Here is a 15,742-nt window from a genome sequence, read left to right as displayed (position 1 = left end):
AGGGGGATCTACGACGATTTTGGTTTTCTAGAAAGATGTGTGTACACCGTAGCCCGCTTGCGGGGAAGGGTTGGGGGTGGGGTGTAATGACTGTGGTTAGCATAACTAATTATGCGGACATGACATAACACAGCTTTCAATACTGCTCGGTTAAGAATTTTAAACCGGAATTTGGTTTGGGGAAAGGGGTAAAGGTATGGAATTTTCCCTTCCCCTTTAACCTTTAACCTTTAACCTTTCCCCAGCCTTACTATATGTACAAAAATATGTGATTAAATGTATCGCAGATTTAGTGTCAATTATTTTGTCATTTCCTATTTAGCCTTCACCCGCGCCTGCTTTACCATTGCAATCAAAGTTTGATGAGCATCTTCCGCATCTACTAAAACACGATCGAATTGAATGCGAACTGGTACAGTTTCCTCATTTACTTGCGCTGTTAAATCCATACCCTGTGCATCAATTGAAAGCATTTCGGCTGCGATCGCATCTGTTAAACCACCAAAAGCTTTAGCATAAATAACTACAGCATCAGCATGATCGTCATTCATATGCTTGCAGATGCGCGAACTAATTTCAGCAGAAAAACCATTAGACATTGTGAACTTAAAAGTGATATGAATATGGCAAGAGCCTAAATTCTCGGCTAAGTAGTTTAAATTAGCAGAAAAACCTAGTCTTACGCCATCGATATTATAAGTTATATCTAAAAAACAATTGTCGTTGTATATATTTGATAAGTTAATTTTATTACTCGTACAAAAATTAAATTAAAATAAGCGTTATCCAGTATTTTTACCTTTCATTGCGGAAACCAGACAGCGTAAACTGTAGCAGAAGTATTAGCCAAAACTATTGCAGCTAAGAGACAATGAGCGAAACTAGCCCCAGACGAATTGTAATTGGGGATGTGCATGGACACTATGAAGGTTTAATGACATTGTTGGAGGCGATCGCCCCCACATCAGAAGATCGAGTCTATTTTCTGGGAGACTTAATCGATCGCGGCCCTCATAGTGCACAAGTAGTTAATTTTGTCAAGGAAAATAACTACTCATGTTTGTTGGGAAATCATGAGCAGATGTTACTAAACATTCTGACCAATGAAAGGACTTCCTCCTCGACGATGCAAGCGTGGCTGTTTGGTGGAGGGCAAGCTACCGTGGCCAGTTACCAAGAGGCTCCAATTCCTGATGACCATCTGGATTGGTTAAAAGCTTTGCCTACATACCTTGACTTAGGGGATATTTGGTTAACTCATGCTGGTGTTGACCCTTCTAAGTCGGTGGCAGAACAAACTGCCGATGAACTGTGCTGGATACGAGAGGAATTTCACAGTATTGAAAAACCCTACTTTCCAGATAAGCAAATTATCATCGGTCATACCATTACCTTTACCCTGCCCGGTGTTTCTCCTGGTAAACTCGCACAAGGAAAGGGATGGCTAGACATAGATACTGGCGCTTATCATCCCCGGAGTGGCTGGTTGACTGGACTAGATGTCACAAATCAGTTGGTTTATCAAGTTAATATCTTTAAAAACTATATCCGTATCCTGCCTTTAGAAGAGGTTGTAAGTACAGTCGATCCAGCCAAAATTAAAGTCGATCGCCGCAATAGGAATTGAGGAATATTTGAAATTAGGAGGAGAAATCAATTAAAAATTAAAAATTAAAGAACTTCTGCCCCCTACCTGGTTGTTGAGCGGAGTCGAAACACTGCCTCCTGTCTCCTCTTTCCTAATTCCCTTAAGACTTCGCTAATGGTCGAATATTTGCTTTATAACTAGCATTATCCAAGCCAGATTTTCCATTACTAGGTTGAGAGTTAATTGCACGTCTGAGGGCATCAATGCGATCGCTGGTTCCGGGGTGTGTACTCAAAAATGTCGGACTAGAACCACCCTTTTTCAGCAGCTTTTGCATAAAAGAGACCATTGCTGACTGGGCATAACCAGTACGTGTCAAAGTTCGTAGTCCTCTTTGATCGGCTTCAAATTCGTTTTTACGACTGCGTGGTAAGTCTCGCGCTAACTGTACACCAATTTGCACTGCGGAATTTCGATCTAAGCCAGCCGCCGTTAATAGACCACTTTCGAGGGCTTTTTGCTGCATCTGCTTGACTACGTGTTTCCCGCCAATATGACCAATTTCATGAGCGAGTACACTTGCTAATTCCGCTTCATTATCTGCGGTTTTCAGCAAACCCGTGTGGACATATACATAGCCGCCCAAGGTCGCAAAGGCGTTAATAGCGTCATCCTCAACTATCTGGAAAGTATAGGGGAGATCGGGGCGATCGCTATTCGCTGCTAAACGCCGACCAACTTGTTCTACATAACGATTCACTTCGGGATTGCGGTAAAGTCGGACTTGACTGCCGACCAATTCCTGATTAATCTGCTTACCAAGATCAACTTCTTGATTAGGAGATATATTAGAAAGCTGAAATGCCTGAACTCCTTGGAGTAAAAGAGGTAAGAAATCTAAAGTTCTTCCAGGCAAGGGTGTACTCAGGCACAGACTCAGGGCGACTACCACTGAAATTAGGGGATAAAACCAGCGACGCCGCCATACACGGTAATTTGCAGCAAAACCTTTCCAATTGAACATAATACGCTTTGAAGATTATTTCGGAAGAACATAAAATGAGGGGACAAATTATGAGACGGATTTAGAATATTCTAAGTTGCATTCTTAACTCAATATCCAAGGAGTTGTTATACAGATAATCTTGACTCAAATCTACCGAACTGCGGCAGGCTAGAGATTCTCTCTAGAGATAGGCTTAAACACTAGATTTTACTTTCTAGGCGCGTGAGTATTACAGCAGAATTCAGAATTCAAGAGTCAAACATAGTTTATATATGGGTAACAGACTTAGCTTGTGTACCTCATCAACTTGAAATCTGCTAGAACAGGTAAAATTTTCAGGGTTAGCTGCCGCTCCTCGGAAATTACGAACTCGTGATAAACTGTCGCATAACCGCAACCCTTGAATACTTTGAGTTATTACCAAATAGGGAAAATTACTGTTTCCATCGAAAACTTTCTGGCTACAATCCATTACTTCGCTATTACCTCGGAAAACTTTTTATGGCTATTTTAGATTCAAAAGGTCGCTTGTTTGGCAAAATTAATCTCCTCGATTTAGGTGCTGCGCTGGTAATTCTGCTAGTTATCTTTGGCATCTTTGTTTTTCCTGGCACTTCTGGTTCTGTTGCCCAAGTTGGCGCGAAAACAGTACCTATAGAAGTAGACTTAGTAGTTCGTGGTTTGAATGTACGCGACCCGGAAAAATTAATCGACAATGGTTTAAAAAAAGGCGGGAAAACCAATGTGATTATCCGCAATCAGCCTTACGGACAGATTGAAATTAAATCCATTCAACAGCTACCTAGAACAGTCAATGTTTTCCAACCTGATGGCACTGTTAAAGAACTGCCAGATCCTAAGAGCAATAATTACAGTACAGATTTTCTTTTAACTTTAGATGGCAAAGCCCAAGTTACTGAAAGCGGGCCAGTTTTAGGTAACAGTAAAGTTAAAATTGGGATGCCATTTGAGTTAGAAGGCTTTAACTATAACTTCAATGCAACTGTGATTGATATCAGATTGCAAGACAAATAGAATTCAGGAGTCAGAATTAAGAATTCAGAATGGTTTGATACCAAGCTGAATCAGCTCAAAAAATCAATAAATGATAGCAATTTTGATTTTCTAATCCAAGCTTACTTCTGAATTCTGACTCCTGAATTCTGACTTCTTAAATTAATTCAGCAACGGCAAAAATTTGCGAATTAACCCAATTGTCACTGCTGGCAATTCTAACTGTGGTGTCAATCCCACATCTTCCAACTGTTGAAAAAATCGGATCGCTAAGGGATTGATTTCGGCAAGGCGGCGACCAATTGAGGGGCCTGTAAATTGCGACTTTTGTCCCCAAATAATGGCGGTGGGAGTGGCTAACTTTTGAATGTAAAGGGATAAATCAAAGCACAAATCGCCACGTACAAAGGACAGTGCTGCATACTCAGCATTAGGCTGTTGGGCAGATTCTAGATAAGCATCTACAATTTCTTGGTAAACTCGATTGGATTGAGCAAATTGCCGTTGTTCTAAAAAGCTGCGAATGCCACCACTAGTGGCAATTCCAGTACTGTAAAGTAAACGATCGACAATGGGAACGCTAACTAACTGGGCAAAAAAACTCCGGGAGTAGTCTTCGCCAAAGTCAGAAAGTCCGGCGGGGGTGGTAAGAATTAAAGACTTGAATAAATCAGGACGATCTGCTGCTACCCGAATTGTAAATGCTGCGGTCAAAGAAGAAGCGATCGCTGTTACTGGCCCAGTACAAGTCTGCTCGAAAAACTCCCGAATCGCGATCAAATAATCCTCAATATTATAACTCCGTGCTGGATGTTCAGACCTACCCCAACCAAGCAAATCTGGCGCAATGACCCGATATTCAGCCGCAAAAGCCGGATAAACTTTCGACCACTCATAAGCAGAAGACCCACCACCAAAGCCGTGCAAAAATACCAAAGTTTCGCGATCGTCTTTGGCTGTCACATCATCCTCCCAAGGCGCTCCAGCAGCAGTATAATATACCATTCTACCTAGTGAGGTATCTATAGAGCGTTGTTCAAATCCTAGTGGTTGAAACATAAGTCTTTTTTTTGTTGACTGTAGTGATTCGTTGGCACAAGTAAGACAAGAGACCTGGGACGTAAGCACAGGAAGAGAAGATTTGATAATTTATCGTAAATTAAAGGGTTTAAGAACCTGCAATCTACATGTAGCACCCATTTCAGTCGAGGTTTAAATTCCCGTCTGAAATGTCTTTAATTTTGAATTTTGTTAGCGCAGCGTAAAGCCTTCTCTACGAGAGGCTGCGCCAACGGCATGGCTTCGCTTAGAGTGAGTCCGCGTACTCTTACAGAGAAGCAAGCTACGCGCAGCGTCTCGTAGAGAGCGTCATTTTGAATTTTGAATTGTTAACCGCCTCCCCTTTCGTCACCCTAGATGTTTACCGCACTTAGTGCTGAGTAAATTAAAAAGCACTTAATATTTGTGTACTTAGTAAGAGCAACGTCCTTTGTAGGCAGTCTTTTAACTCAGCACTCTTCATGTGTCTAGTTCAAACTCCCCACTCATTGTTATTATCAGCGAACCAATCACTCTCAGACTTCTCGCTAGCGTCAGATTAAGTAGATATAAAATTACTGGATTACTTGTAAAGATTTGGTGCTTTTTTTCATAAAAATAAAGTAACTGAACGTTGAAATTACTGTTCTATAAGGGTTTCTCCTGGTAGCGAGGCTTGCTCCAGCGTGAATCCAGCATAAGTTTTTATGGTAGTCTATCAAAAAACCGATAAATAATTTTGAGCGTCAACACGTCAAAAATAGTTAAAACGCTTATTTTAATAAGCTGTTAATTCTACTTATATATGTAGAAAAAACAGCGTTTGATGTATAACTAATCTAAATTTTATCTAAGTAATAGTAAGGCGGGATGTCATGGTAAAGCAGGCTACTCTTCAATCAAATAAACTACCAACGATTGAAGATGCTAAATTTGCGCTTGACAACTTGAATATACAAAACGAAATTAAAGCTTCAGCTAGGCGGAGTCAGGTCGAGCCAGTTTTTGATGCTGCCAGACTTACTGTACCTACTTGTATTTGTTTAGACTTAGAAGACTTGAAGTGTTTTGAAGCAGTAGAGCGTCAATATGAACGTTGGGGAGTCATTTTTCACAATTCTCTAGCAATACAGCCATCAAATCCAGCATTTCCAACCTATTCAGGGCTAATAGTCTTAATGGGAGCGCCCAAAAGCGGATTTTTAGAAGCTACTTTCTTGCGTCCAGTTAATTCGGTTAGTGCCTTTGTCACTAGTTCGCAACGGCTAGTGCTTTCCGCCTACGATCGCGATCGGCAATTACTCGCTCAAACTGCGCTACCAGGCTCTAATCTTGCCAATTCCGACTCGCCAATTTCCCCTAATACTTTATTATCTATAAATGTGAATGACATTCACAGCGTTACCTTTTGTACTTTTGATGGTCAATTCACCCTTGATAACTTTCGTTTTTGTCTTTAAGTAAGACTTACCGAAGAAAGGCAGAGGGCAGGAGGCAGGAGGCAGGAGGCAGAAGGTTTTAGAAAATAATTCTTCCCTCTTCCAAAAGGGTCTGAGAGCAACTAAATTTATTTATGAAAAACAAAAAAATATGTATTTCGAGACTTATAGCTCATATTTACAGCGTCCTTGCTAAATCCCCTGAATTTATTAATGGGGATTCCTCCTGCCTCCTGCCTTCTCCCTCCTGCCTCCTTACGTATAAGATACCCTTGCTCTGAGCGATTGAAAATGGTATGTTAATTGGCGCTGTGCTGTATTAGTCTACTATCCGTCTATAAAATCGGGCATTTTGTGATTTAAGCCTTCATCCTTCCTTCATCCATAGTAAAACTCATACAATAGGTAATTTCGTAATCAAGTAGGTAAACACTGTGGCACAGGCTTCGTCTTCTTGGCAGCAATTGATCAACCAAATCCCCAACTGGAACTGGTCGCTTCCAAAATTCAAGACAAAGGGAGCCATAAAGCAGCAAACATTTAAACGTTTCTCTGGCCCTGGGGGCTTTCTTGGGTTCCTGACAATTATCATTGCCATGTTGTTGTGGAACTGGAAACTGCTACTGGCTCTCTTAATCGGCATTGGAGTAATGGTATTGGTTTACTCAATGCAGGAATGGGACTGGCAATTGCGCTGGTCAAAAATACGTAATTTCTTAAATAGTTCAAATCGTCGGTTAGTTTTAGCAGTCATCAGCGGTGGTATTGCTACTGTCAGCACTTACATGGCAGCGGCAATATGGGTTGACTCTCAAAGTCACTGGATTGCTGCTGGTACGATCGCGCAAGGTGTGGGAACCCTGTTAACTTTAATTTTATTGGTATGGCAAATTGTCAACTTCTATGAAAATCGAGAAGAAGACCACCTCGATCGGTTGTTGATGAATTTAACCGAAAAAGATCCATTGAAGCGGTTGATTGCTCTCGGTCAACTCAGTAAATTCATCAGCCGTAAGCGAGTTGATTCTTCAGTGCAGCAAGATATTGTCCAATGCTTGCAACTCTTACTCAGTCGAGAGGAAGAAGTTGTAGTGCGAGAGGCAGCTTTTAAGAGTTTACAAGCCTGCGATCGCCTACAAGTACTACCCCTCAAAACAGCAGTACCTTTCGTACCCGTATCAGCAAAAGTCAAACACCACGTTTATTAGTTATTTGTCCTTTGTCCTTTGTGATTTGCAAATGACCAATGACAAATGACTATTTTCGAGACAATGTTCCATTACGAACTTGCACTACAGGATGATTGCACCGCCGTACCAATTGTTCATCGTGAGTAGTAACAATTACCGTAGCCCCAAAGGAATTTAACTTCTGGAGAATCTGGATTACTTGCCAGGAATTATCCGGATCGAGATTTCCAGTAGGTTCATCTGCCAACAGTAGGGGTGGTGTACCAACGATCGCACGGGCAATACTCACCCGTTGCTGTTCTCCTCCAGACAGTTGATCTGGAAAACAGTCAGCTTTACTCAGCAAACCTACCAGCTTTAAGGTTGGTTCTAAACGTCGTTGAATTTCTTTACGGGTATACCCTTGAGCTTGCAGCACAAAAGTGACATTTTCTGCTACTGTTCGTTGGGTAATCAATTTGTAGTCTTGAAACACAATACCAATTCGTCGCCGCAATAATGACAAGCGATCGCCCCGCAAATCCGCTACATTACATTCATCAACAATTACTTCTCCCTGTGTAGGCAACTCCTGTCCATACAGCAGTTTCAAGAGCGTTGATTTTCCAGAACCACTTGGCCCCGTGATAAACAAAAATTCTCCCTTTTTTACCTCAAGGTTTGCATTCAATAAGGCGTGAGTGCCGTTAGCATAAGTCTTGCTTACAGATTGTAATTGTACCTTTGTAGTAGTATTGCTACCGTGCTGTTGAGTTTCACTGTCCTTTCCGCGAACGGATTTATCTGTCTTAACTTGAGTTGTTAATACTGGCATTGTTAAACTTTCCTCATACCCACAACCAAACAGTTTGCCTGCTTAGATGTGACATTCTCCCCAAAATAAGGATTCCCAGGTTTTGCCTGGGAATTTAAATTTCAACAAAGAAAATTTAAAATTTTTTCAAGACTTTAATATTAACTAAGTAAGAACACTCAGCACTCAGAATTCAGCACTCAGAATTCAGAATTCAGAACTCAGCACTCTTAACTAATTGCACCCCTGGCTGTCAAACGATAAACAAACGCTTTCACAGCAAACGCTGGCAAAGCCAACATCCGCCGCCAGCGCCAAGGTTCTTGATAAAGGCGATACAACCATTCCAAATTATTATTTCCTAACCAGGCGGGAGCGCGAGTTTTAGTTCCCGACCAAATATCAAAGCTGCCACCAACGCCAATCCAAGTTGCTTGGGGACACAAATGGCGGTTTTCGGCAATCCATAACTCTTGACGTGGCACTCCCAAACCAACAAAAATCACTTGTGGCTGCAATTGAGCCAGAGTTTGCCGCAATTGTGCTTCTTCTTCTGGAGAATGGTAGCCTGAGTGAGTGCCGACTATATTCAAACCTGGAATTTGCTGCTGCCAAAAATCTGCCGCATTTGCTGCTACTCCAGGCGCTCCTCCATAGAAAAATATTTTTGTCTTTGTCTTCTGTTGCCCAAGTGCTTGCAAAAGTTTTTCTGCTAATTCAATTCCTGGAAAACGCTGCACTTTTTGCCATAACAGCCATCGTAAATACAGAACAACCCCAGCTCCATCTGGAATCACCAGTTCAGCATTTTTAATCACCTGAGCTAATAATTGATTTCGCTCTGCCTGCATAGTCATTTCTGCATTGAGCGTTACGACATGAGTTCCTCTGCCTGTGTGCAGGCATTCTAACAACCAGCCTGGATAGTCAGCCATCACATGAACTGGTATTCCCAACACTGAAAATGCTTGATTGCCGTTAGACATAGCCTATTCTTAAGTAATACTCACACCAGATTTTGCATGAATGTTAAGTTTATCAAATTTTTTTATATTAAAACTTAGGCAAAAGAGATTCCCCTTTGCCCTGCAACGAGAGAAAGCATAATTAAACTAAATAGACATAAGAGTGAACAAGAATGTATATACGTAGCAGTGCTACGTATATATAAGGGTTTTAAATAACACATAATTAATGTCACTCCTCTGTCTATTAATTTTGGGCGCTTGTACTTGGGCTGAACCAGTCTAACTTTTATTGTTACAGTGTAATATTCACTCAGTATAAAACGCTCAACTCGCAACTCTGGTTTTGGGAATAGAAACCCCCACTATACTGCTTGCAGTTAGTGTGGGAGTACATCACGAAACTCGACTTTATGGTTATAGTGTAACGGGCTGAAGTTGGCTATGAGTAAAATTCGTATCGCTCTGATTGAAGATCATGACCTAACTCGTGTGGGTATTCGTACAGCACTACAGCAAAAGGATGAAATTGAAGTTGTAGGTGAAGCTGCTAATGCTGCTGAGGGTCTAAAAATGTTAAAAATGCTACAACCAGATATTGCCATTGTCGATATTGGTTTACCAGATAAGGATGGCATTGAGTTAACACGGGAGGTAAAATCTACTACTAATGGCCAGCAGCTACTTACAAAAGTATTAATTTTGACGCTGCGGGATAACAAAGAAGCGGTGTTGGCAGCTTTTGCCGCTGGTGCAGATTCTTACTGTATGAAAGATATCAAATTTGATAATTTGCTGGAAGCAGTACGAGTAACTTACAATGGCAACGCCTGGATCGATCCAGCGATCGCTCGGATTGTATTACAACAAGCGCAACAAAATCCTCAAAAGTTGGAATCGGTTTTGGTCGATTCCAAGACTATTGCTCCTAACCCAGATTCTTTTGAGAATCTGGAAGGAATTCAACCTTACACCCTGACAGAAAGGGAATTGGAAGTGTTACAGTTGATTGTCGAAGGTTGTAGTAATGCAGTAATTGCGGAAAGACTTTACATCACAGTTGGCACTGTTAAAACTCACGTTCGCAATATTTTGAATAAGCTATGTGCCGATGACCGTACCCAAGCAGCAGTCCGCGCCTTGCGTTCTGGGTTAGTTGGATAAATTTAATTTTGGTGTGGATCAACTGAGGATAATCAAGGGGAACTCACAACTTTGAAAAGTTATATTTTCAAAGTGAATGGCTTCTCTGATTTTCTCTTATTTATTAGGTGGGATAAACATCATATTATCTCGCCATTCAAATATATGAAAACAAAAGTCAAATATGGCTGAGATTGGGACGGAAAAACTTAAGCTCATGGTGGTAGATGATGAGCCAGATAACCTAGATTTACTCTACCGCACTTTTAGGCGAGATTTTCAAGTATATAAAGCCAATCATGCCTTTGGTGCTATGGAAATCTTGGATCAATTTGGCGAGATGGCGGTAATTATTTCTGACCAAAGAATGCCAGAAATGAATGGGACTGAATTTTTTAGTCGCACCGTAGAGCGCTTTCCAGATACGATTCGGATTTTGTTAACTGGTTTTACTGATGTCGAAGATTTGGTAGATGCGATTAACTCCGGTCAAGTATTCAAGTACATTACCAAACCCTGGAATCCAGAACGGCTGAGAAGCTTAGTTGAGCAAGCTACTGATACATATCGCCTAGTTAAGAAGCGCACCCAAGAGTTACGTCGGGCCCTACGGCGAGAATCTTTGTTTAATGCGGTAACAACAGCAATTCGGGAATCTTTAGACTACGATAGTATGCTGCAAAAAATTGTCGCAACTATTGGAGAAACATTTGAAGCTACCAGTTGCTTGCTCAAACCAGTAGAGGGCGATCGCCTCACACAAGATGAGTTCTTCTATCGCGATCCGAAATCTGATGTCTTAGATTCCTTCTTCGACTCCAGTGTTTTAATCGAAAAGGTGCTGGAAACCCGTCATTATCAACTCGCTCAAGATATATATGACGGTAATCCTGGTCATCACCTAGTTGTGCCACTTAGCTACCATCAGCATCTGTTGGCTGTGCTGACCCTCCACCAATGGGGACGCGATCGCCCTTGGGAAGACGAAGACATCCAACTAATTGCAGGTGTTGCCGAACAAGCAGCCTTAGCCCTCTCCCAAGCAAAACTCTACCAACGCCTCCAAGAAAAGCAACAGCAGATTCACACTGAGTTAGAGGTGGCTCGCCAAATTCAATACAATTTGCTACGCCAAAGTTTACCTGACATTAAAGGTGTAAAGGTACAAGCTTGCTGCTATCCAGCGCGCGAAGTAGGAGGCGATTTTTTTGAAGTTTTTGTCCATCCTAAAGGCGACTTGTGGTTGGCAGTGGGTGACGTTTCTGGCAAGGGCGTCCCAGCAGCTTTATTTATGGCTAGTATTATTTCAGTTTTGCGCCGAGAATTATCTCAAGAGACGCCAGCAGAGCCGAATGTGGTCATGCAGAACCTCAACCACGCTCTCAGTGAAGATTTAATTAGCAACAATTATTTTGTCACTCTTGTGTTAGCTTGTTATACCCCTAGCACTAAGGAACTGGTCTACACTAATGCCGGTCATATTTATCCAATATTATGGTCACGCCAAGGTGCTTTAGCCGAAAATCCCAATTACCTGAAAGTTCGCAGCGTTCCTTTGGGGATTTTGCCTAAGTGGCAGGCACAGTCTGGTCGCTTGGTTCTGGCTGCTGGAGACACATTGTTACTAGCCAGCGATGGAATTACAGAAGCAATGGTATCAAATAATCCCGATCCCACAGCAAAAACTGAGGCTGGGGTTGAGTCAGTAAACCGTTCAATGCTGAATCAAGATGGTCTTTGGCAACTGTTACAACAAGAGCAACAACCACTTTCTCTTAACCATTTACTAGCTCGCATCCAGGCAGATAATCACGTTCAAGAAGACGATCAAACTATACTTTCACTGGAGATTTTGTAAGTCATGAAAAGTGAGCTTCATGTACCAAGCGACTTGAATTTTCTGAATATTGTTGAAAACTGGTTGTTGGGATGTTTAAAAATTCAGCTAGGGGAATCTGTGGATTGGTCGCGGCAATCAAGTCGTTTGAGACTGGCTTTGGTGGAAGCCTATTCTAATGCAGTCCGTCATGCCCACAAGGATCAACCAAATTTACCAATCCTACTACGTTTAGAAGTGAAAGACCGAGATTTTGCCCTAGAGATTTGGGACTACGGCGAAGGCTTTGATATGTCTAACTACTACGCTCCAAACCCGATGGAAAAGCAAGAAGGTGGTTATGGTTGGCTGATCATGAATCGTCTCATGGATAAAGTAGATTACAAGTTGCAGGTTAATGGTGCCAACTGTCTGAAGTTAGAAGCTACTTTACCCGAATTAGTCCAATAGACAAAAGTGACTATTTTTCAAGTCATGCTATTTATGAGGAAGAATTCAGAATTCAGAATGGGCTAAACGCCCCGCTATCGCTAACAGGAGTCAGAATAAAGCTATGAATCCTGCGTGAGTCGGTAATAAATATTGGTTTAAAACTTTGCCCTTGCTAGTTATTTGCTACTTAATTTTCACGACGTAAAGCAATTAACTCTTTGGGGGAAGCTAAAAGTTTGATTCTAGTATAGGAAATTTGCCGTTGTTGGTTGAGAATAAATAACCACAAGACATTGACACTACACCACGAAGTTTGTGCTTTGCCTGTTACCTGGACTTGGATATCACCATTTTCTAAATTCTCGATTATTCCTGTGTTCGGGTAAGCTTTGATGTTTTGACCTTCTTGTTTTAAGTAGGCTGCGATCGCATCTGTCCCGATAAAATCGGATTCAAATGGCGGACGCATCACACCATCTATCGCAAATAAGGCAGCAGTTGCCTCAAATTCTCCTGCATTTAAGGTTTCAAAATAACGCAGTACGCTTGATTCTGCAATTCCCTCAATCTGGAATTCTTCTTTAAACTGCGCTGGCGATATAAATTCAGCAGAGGTCATAAAATTACCTGTATTATGGTGTCTGAATATTAATTTCAATACAAAAATAATTAAAATAAAAGCTGCTGTTGAGATAGATTACTACATATTAATAAATCTTCCTAACGATGGAAGTCTTGAACTGCTACGCAGTTTAGAAAAGGCTATATGTAGGTTACTTAACAAATCTTAATTAAATGTATTGGCTACTTAATGTATAATTTAAACGCCTTTATTTGGGCAAAATCCAGATAAAAAAATGAATCAGAATTCTGTAACGAGCAGTAGTCTGGTGAAAGAAAAAGCCAGCGAGTTGGGCTTTCACAAAGTTGGAATTACTGCTGTAGATCGGATAAATGCCACAGAAGCACAGAGGTTGCAAGCATGGATTGAACTAGGTTATCACGCTGATATGAAATGGATGGCTAATCCAAAGCGTCAGGATATCCGCTTAGTGATGCCAGAGGTGCGATCGCTAGTGTGTGTAGCGCTGAATTACTACACACCACATCAACGTCCTGAAGGTGAGGAATACGCCAAAATTTCCCGTTATGGTTGGGGAAGGGATTATCACAAGGTGATGCATGGAAAACTCAAGCAGCTATCTATATGGCTCAAATCACTCGATCCAGGAGTATTAGCTCTTTATTATGCAGATACTGGCCCGGTGCCAGATAAAGTGTTGGCTCAACTTGCCGGAATTGGTTGGATTGCCAAGAATGGTAATGCGATCACACGGGAATATGGCTCTTGGGTATTTTTGGGAGAAGTGTTGACAAATTTAGAATTAGAGAGCGATCGCCCACACACAGAACACTGCGGTAGCTGTACTCGTTGTCTTCAGGCTTGTCCCACAGGTGCAATTACTCAGCCTTTTGTTGTTGATGCTAATCGTTGCATTGCTTATCATACAATTGAAAATCGTGACAAGGAATTGCCAAAGGCGATCGCACCTCATTTGCAAGGCTGGGTTGCTGGTTGCGATATTTGTCAAGACGTTTGTCCTTGGAATCAACGTTTTGCCCAAACAACTGATATTGAAGAGTTTCAGCCTTATCCTGGGAATATTGCTCCCCACCTGCTAGAATTAGCCCAAATCTCAGATCGGGAGTGGGATAAACGATTTCCAGCATCTGCCTTGCGGCGGATTAAGCCAGAAATGTTACGACGCAACGCCCTAGCTAATCTTGACGCATCCAAGCAGAAGAATGACCCAGAAAGTAATTATTTTTGATTTTGATGGCACAATTGCTGATACAGTAGATGCCCTTGTAAGTATTGCTAATCGTTTAGCTATAGACTTTGGTTATAAACAAATAAGCCCAGAACAATTAGCCTTTCTCAAGAACTTAACATCTAGGGAAATCATTAAGTACTCAGGAGTTTCTCTCTTTAAGATCCCTTTTCTAGTTAAACAAGTTAAAGGGGAATTAAAAAACAAAATACCAGAATTAAAGCCCATTCTGGGTATTAAGGAAGCATTAACAGAACTCCAAAATCAAGGATATAAACTGGGTATTATCACTTCTAATTCTAAAGAAAATGTTACGCAATTCCTCACAATCAATGATTTAAATCACCTATTTGATTTTATTTACTCAGGAATTACAATTTTTGGTAAGACAACTATTATAAATAATGTCTTGAGGCAAAAGCAACTCAAACCTCAAGAAGTTATTTATGTTGGAGATGAAACCAGAGATATAGAAGCATCAAAAAAAGCAAATATCCAAGTGATTGCAGTCACTTGGGGCTTTAACTCACCAGAAGTACTAGCCAAGCAAAATCCAGATTATTTAATTCAGCGACCTAGCGAACTACTAGAAGTGATGAACAGTCGTTAATTAATAAATAGTCAAAAGCGGATTAATAATCGATCGAAACAGTAGAGTGGGCAATGTCTACTAATGCCGATAACTTCAATTATCTTATTTTGTGACATTACCCATCTTAGAAAAGAGTAAGATATCAGGGAAAATTAATTTTTCCGTTCGCCCTTTTCCAAAGCTTCTTCTACTAAATCATCACTGACATTAGTTGCACCCGCAGTCTGAGAATTTCCAACTTCTTTTGCTGACTCAATAAAATCGTCAGGATTGCCAGTTGACTGTGTTTGAGTTTTTGTCTCTTGTGGCTTAGAGGTTTTCTGATTAGGTGCAGTAGCTGATTCGGCTGCTGCTGCACCTTTACCTGTGCGATCGACTTCGCTCACACTGAATTTTTGTGCAGCTGCATAATCAGCATCAAAATCCACCGTTGGCGCTTTTTCTTCACCACTAGCTATACTTTCGGCAGCTAATTGTGCATCCTGGGTGGAAGCTTCATTTAAATTGGGCTTTACTTCTTGATCGGGCATAATTAAAAGCTTTAGGTAAATTTTTTATTGCTTACTTGAGCAATCATAGCAAAGCAATTGGTTGCTTTATTGCTTCCTATAGAGATACTTTTACCTCTATTAAAAGGTAGATTAAAGCTGCAATTTCCAATAAATTTAACTCTTTCTATCGATAGTAGAATCTGATTGTCGAACTCTGGTAACAATTAGTTTGGCCTATGAAATTATTTTGGAGACAAACAATAATGACTGCAAGTTACGACAAAACTATTTCTCAAGCCCAGAGCAATGAAACTCAAGAATTGGTGGACAGGACTTACGCAACTGGCACAGGCGATCGCTAAAATATAGTGCTTTTGTACTA

General features: G+C 41.0%; 16 protein-coding genes. 9 read left to right on the top strand and 7 right to left on the bottom strand.

Annotated features, from left to right (window positions below; all coding sequences use genetic code 11):
• Positions 1–314: 314 nt before the first annotated feature.
• Positions 315–599 (bottom strand): DUF2470 domain-containing protein, encoded by a 285-nt coding sequence (locus ACM0OX_RS32255; RefSeq protein WP_414519036.1) that lies wholly within the window; start codon positions 597–599, stop codon positions 315–317.
• Positions 600–871: 272 nt separating this feature from the next.
• On the opposite strand from ACM0OX_RS32255, the gene ACM0OX_RS32250 reads away from it, so the two are divergent.
• A complete protein-coding gene (locus tag ACM0OX_RS32250; protein WP_414519035.1) occupies positions 872–1,627 on the top strand; it encodes a metallophosphoesterase family protein in 756 nt (251 codons plus the stop codon).
• A gap of 121 nt (positions 1,628–1,748) precedes the next feature.
• On the opposite strand, the gene ACM0OX_RS32245 is transcribed toward ACM0OX_RS32250, so the two are convergent.
• The gene (locus ACM0OX_RS32245) at positions 1,749–2,612 is read right to left on the bottom strand and encodes a M48 family metallopeptidase (protein ID WP_322689344.1); all 864 of its coding nucleotides are present in this window, start codon (positions 2,610–2,612) and stop codon (positions 1,749–1,751) included.
• A 483-nt stretch (positions 2,613–3,095) separates the two neighbouring features.
• Between ACM0OX_RS32245 and ACM0OX_RS32240 the strand changes: the two genes are divergently transcribed.
• Positions 3,096–3,629 (top strand): DUF4330 domain-containing protein, encoded by a 534-nt coding sequence (locus ACM0OX_RS32240; RefSeq protein WP_414519034.1) that lies wholly within the window; start codon positions 3,096–3,098, stop codon positions 3,627–3,629.
• A 141-nt stretch (positions 3,630–3,770) separates the two neighbouring features.
• Here the strand turns inward: ACM0OX_RS32240 and ACM0OX_RS32235 are convergent, their stop codons facing one another.
• Complete coding sequence (locus tag ACM0OX_RS32235) at positions 3,771–4,667, bottom strand: alpha/beta fold hydrolase (protein ID WP_414519033.1); 897 nt, start codon at positions 4,665–4,667, stop codon at positions 3,771–3,773.
• 854 nt (positions 4,668–5,521) lie between these two features.
• Here ACM0OX_RS32235 and ACM0OX_RS32230 point away from each other — a divergent pair.
• Together ACM0OX_RS32230 and ACM0OX_RS32225 are read left to right on the top strand one after the other, a co-directional pair.
• Entirely contained in the window at positions 5,522–6,106 is a 585-nt protein-coding gene (locus ACM0OX_RS32230; RefSeq protein WP_414519032.1) for a hypothetical protein, read from the top strand.
• Between the two features lie 413 nt (positions 6,107–6,519).
• A complete protein-coding gene (locus tag ACM0OX_RS32225) occupies positions 6,520–7,293 on the top strand; it encodes an armadillo-type fold-containing protein (RefSeq protein ID WP_414519031.1) in 774 nt (257 codons plus the stop codon).
• Positions 7,294–7,342: 49 nt separating this feature from the next.
• On the opposite strand, the gene ftsE is transcribed toward ACM0OX_RS32225, so the two are convergent.
• Both ftsE and ACM0OX_RS32215 read right to left on the bottom strand, forming a co-directional pair.
• On the bottom strand, positions 7,343–8,089 hold the full coding sequence (gene ftsE / locus ACM0OX_RS32220) for a cell division ATP-binding protein FtsE (RefSeq protein WP_414519030.1): 747 nt from the start codon (positions 8,087–8,089) through the stop codon (positions 7,343–7,345).
• Between the two features lie 209 nt (positions 8,090–8,298).
• On the bottom strand, positions 8,299–9,054 hold the full coding sequence (locus ACM0OX_RS32215; RefSeq protein ID WP_414519029.1) for a WecB/TagA/CpsF family glycosyltransferase: 756 nt from the start codon (positions 9,052–9,054) through the stop codon (positions 8,299–8,301).
• A gap of 423 nt (positions 9,055–9,477) precedes the next feature.
• Here ACM0OX_RS32215 and ACM0OX_RS32210 point away from each other — a divergent pair, with 423 nt between their 5' ends.
• The 3 genes from ACM0OX_RS32210 to ACM0OX_RS32200 all read left to right on the top strand — a co-directional run bounded on the left by ACM0OX_RS32210 (position 9,478) and on the right by ACM0OX_RS32200 (position 12,463).
• On the top strand, positions 9,478–10,197 hold the full coding sequence (locus tag ACM0OX_RS32210) for a response regulator transcription factor (RefSeq protein ID WP_322660848.1): 720 nt from the start codon (positions 9,478–9,480) through the stop codon (positions 10,195–10,197).
• A gap of 163 nt (positions 10,198–10,360) precedes the next feature.
• Positions 10,361–12,034, top strand: a complete 1,674-nt coding sequence (locus tag ACM0OX_RS32205; RefSeq protein WP_414519028.1) for a SpoIIE family protein phosphatase — start codon at positions 10,361–10,363, stop codon at positions 12,032–12,034.
• Positions 12,035–12,037: 3 nt separating this feature from the next.
• Complete coding sequence (locus ACM0OX_RS32200) at positions 12,038–12,463, top strand: ATP-binding protein (protein ID WP_094351551.1); 426 nt, start codon at positions 12,038–12,040, stop codon at positions 12,461–12,463.
• Positions 12,464–12,632: 169 nt separating this feature from the next.
• Here the strand turns inward: ACM0OX_RS32200 and ACM0OX_RS32195 are convergent, their stop codons facing one another.
• Positions 12,633–13,064 carry a ketosteroid isomerase family protein gene (locus tag ACM0OX_RS32195; protein ID WP_414519027.1) on the bottom strand — a complete coding sequence of 144 codons (432 nt, stop codon included), beginning with the start codon at positions 13,062–13,064 and terminating at the stop codon, positions 12,633–12,635.
• Positions 13,065–13,302: 238 nt separating this feature from the next.
• Here ACM0OX_RS32195 and queG point away from each other — a divergent pair, with 238 nt between their 5' ends.
• Positions 13,303–14,277: a tRNA epoxyqueuosine(34) reductase QueG gene (gene queG / locus ACM0OX_RS32190; RefSeq protein ID WP_414519026.1), complete on the top strand. Its 975-nt coding sequence runs from the start codon at positions 13,303–13,305 to the stop codon at positions 14,275–14,277.
• The gene (locus ACM0OX_RS32185; RefSeq protein ID WP_414519025.1) at positions 14,252–14,887 is read left to right on the top strand and encodes an HAD-IA family hydrolase; all 636 of its coding nucleotides are present in this window, start codon (positions 14,252–14,254) and stop codon (positions 14,885–14,887) included. The genes queG and ACM0OX_RS32185 overlap by 26 nt, the downstream gene beginning before the upstream one ends.
• Positions 14,888–15,021: 134 nt before the next feature.
• Here the strand turns inward: ACM0OX_RS32185 and ACM0OX_RS32180 are convergent, their stop codons facing one another.
• Positions 15,022–15,399 carry a hypothetical protein gene (locus ACM0OX_RS32180; RefSeq protein ID WP_414519024.1) on the bottom strand — a complete coding sequence of 126 codons (378 nt, stop codon included), beginning with the start codon at positions 15,397–15,399 and terminating at the stop codon, positions 15,022–15,024.
• Positions 15,400–15,742: the final 343 nt, after the last annotated feature.

It is taken from the genome of Nostoc sp. PCC 9305, assembly GCF_963920915.1.
GTDB lineage: Bacteria > Cyanobacteriota > Cyanobacteriia > Cyanobacteriales > Nostocaceae > Nostoc.
This window is presented reverse-complemented; position numbering and strand designations above follow the sequence as displayed.

Coding starts and splice junctions, on each gene's coding strand:
- ACM0OX_RS32255 (WP_414519036.1), bottom strand. CDS start 599: ATGTCTAATGGTTTTTCTGCTGAAATTAGTTCGCGCATCTGCAAGCAT.
- ACM0OX_RS32250 (WP_414519035.1), top strand. CDS start 872: ATGAGCGAAACTAGCCCCAGACGAATTGTAATTGGGGATGTGCATGGA.
- ACM0OX_RS32245 (WP_322689344.1), bottom strand. CDS start 2,612: ATGTTCAATTGGAAAGGTTTTGCTGCAAATTACCGTGTATGGCGGCGT.
- ACM0OX_RS32240 (WP_414519034.1), top strand. CDS start 3,096: ATGGCTATTTTAGATTCAAAAGGTCGCTTGTTTGGCAAAATTAATCTC.
- ACM0OX_RS32235 (WP_414519033.1), bottom strand. CDS start 4,667: ATGTTTCAACCACTAGGATTTGAACAACGCTCTATAGATACCTCACTA.
- ACM0OX_RS32230 (WP_414519032.1), top strand. CDS start 5,522: ATGGTAAAGCAGGCTACTCTTCAATCAAATAAACTACCAACGATTGAA.
- ftsE (WP_414519030.1), bottom strand. CDS start 8,089: ATGCCAGTATTAACAACTCAAGTTAAGACAGATAAATCCGTTCGCGGA.
- ACM0OX_RS32215 (WP_414519029.1), bottom strand. CDS start 9,054: ATGTCTAACGGCAATCAAGCATTTTCAGTGTTGGGAATACCAGTTCAT.
- ACM0OX_RS32210 (WP_322660848.1), top strand. CDS start 9,478: ATGAGTAAAATTCGTATCGCTCTGATTGAAGATCATGACCTAACTCGT.
- ACM0OX_RS32205 (WP_414519028.1), top strand. CDS start 10,361: ATGGCTGAGATTGGGACGGAAAAACTTAAGCTCATGGTGGTAGATGAT.
- ACM0OX_RS32200 (WP_094351551.1), top strand. CDS start 12,038: ATGAAAAGTGAGCTTCATGTACCAAGCGACTTGAATTTTCTGAATATT.
- ACM0OX_RS32195 (WP_414519027.1), bottom strand. CDS start 13,064: ATGACCTCTGCTGAATTTATATCGCCAGCGCAGTTTAAAGAAGAATTC.
- queG (WP_414519026.1), top strand. CDS start 13,303: ATGAATCAGAATTCTGTAACGAGCAGTAGTCTGGTGAAAGAAAAAGCC.
- ACM0OX_RS32185 (WP_414519025.1), top strand. CDS start 14,252: ATGACCCAGAAAGTAATTATTTTTGATTTTGATGGCACAATTGCTGAT.
- ACM0OX_RS32180 (WP_414519024.1), bottom strand. CDS start 15,399: ATGCCCGATCAAGAAGTAAAGCCCAATTTAAATGAAGCTTCCACCCAG.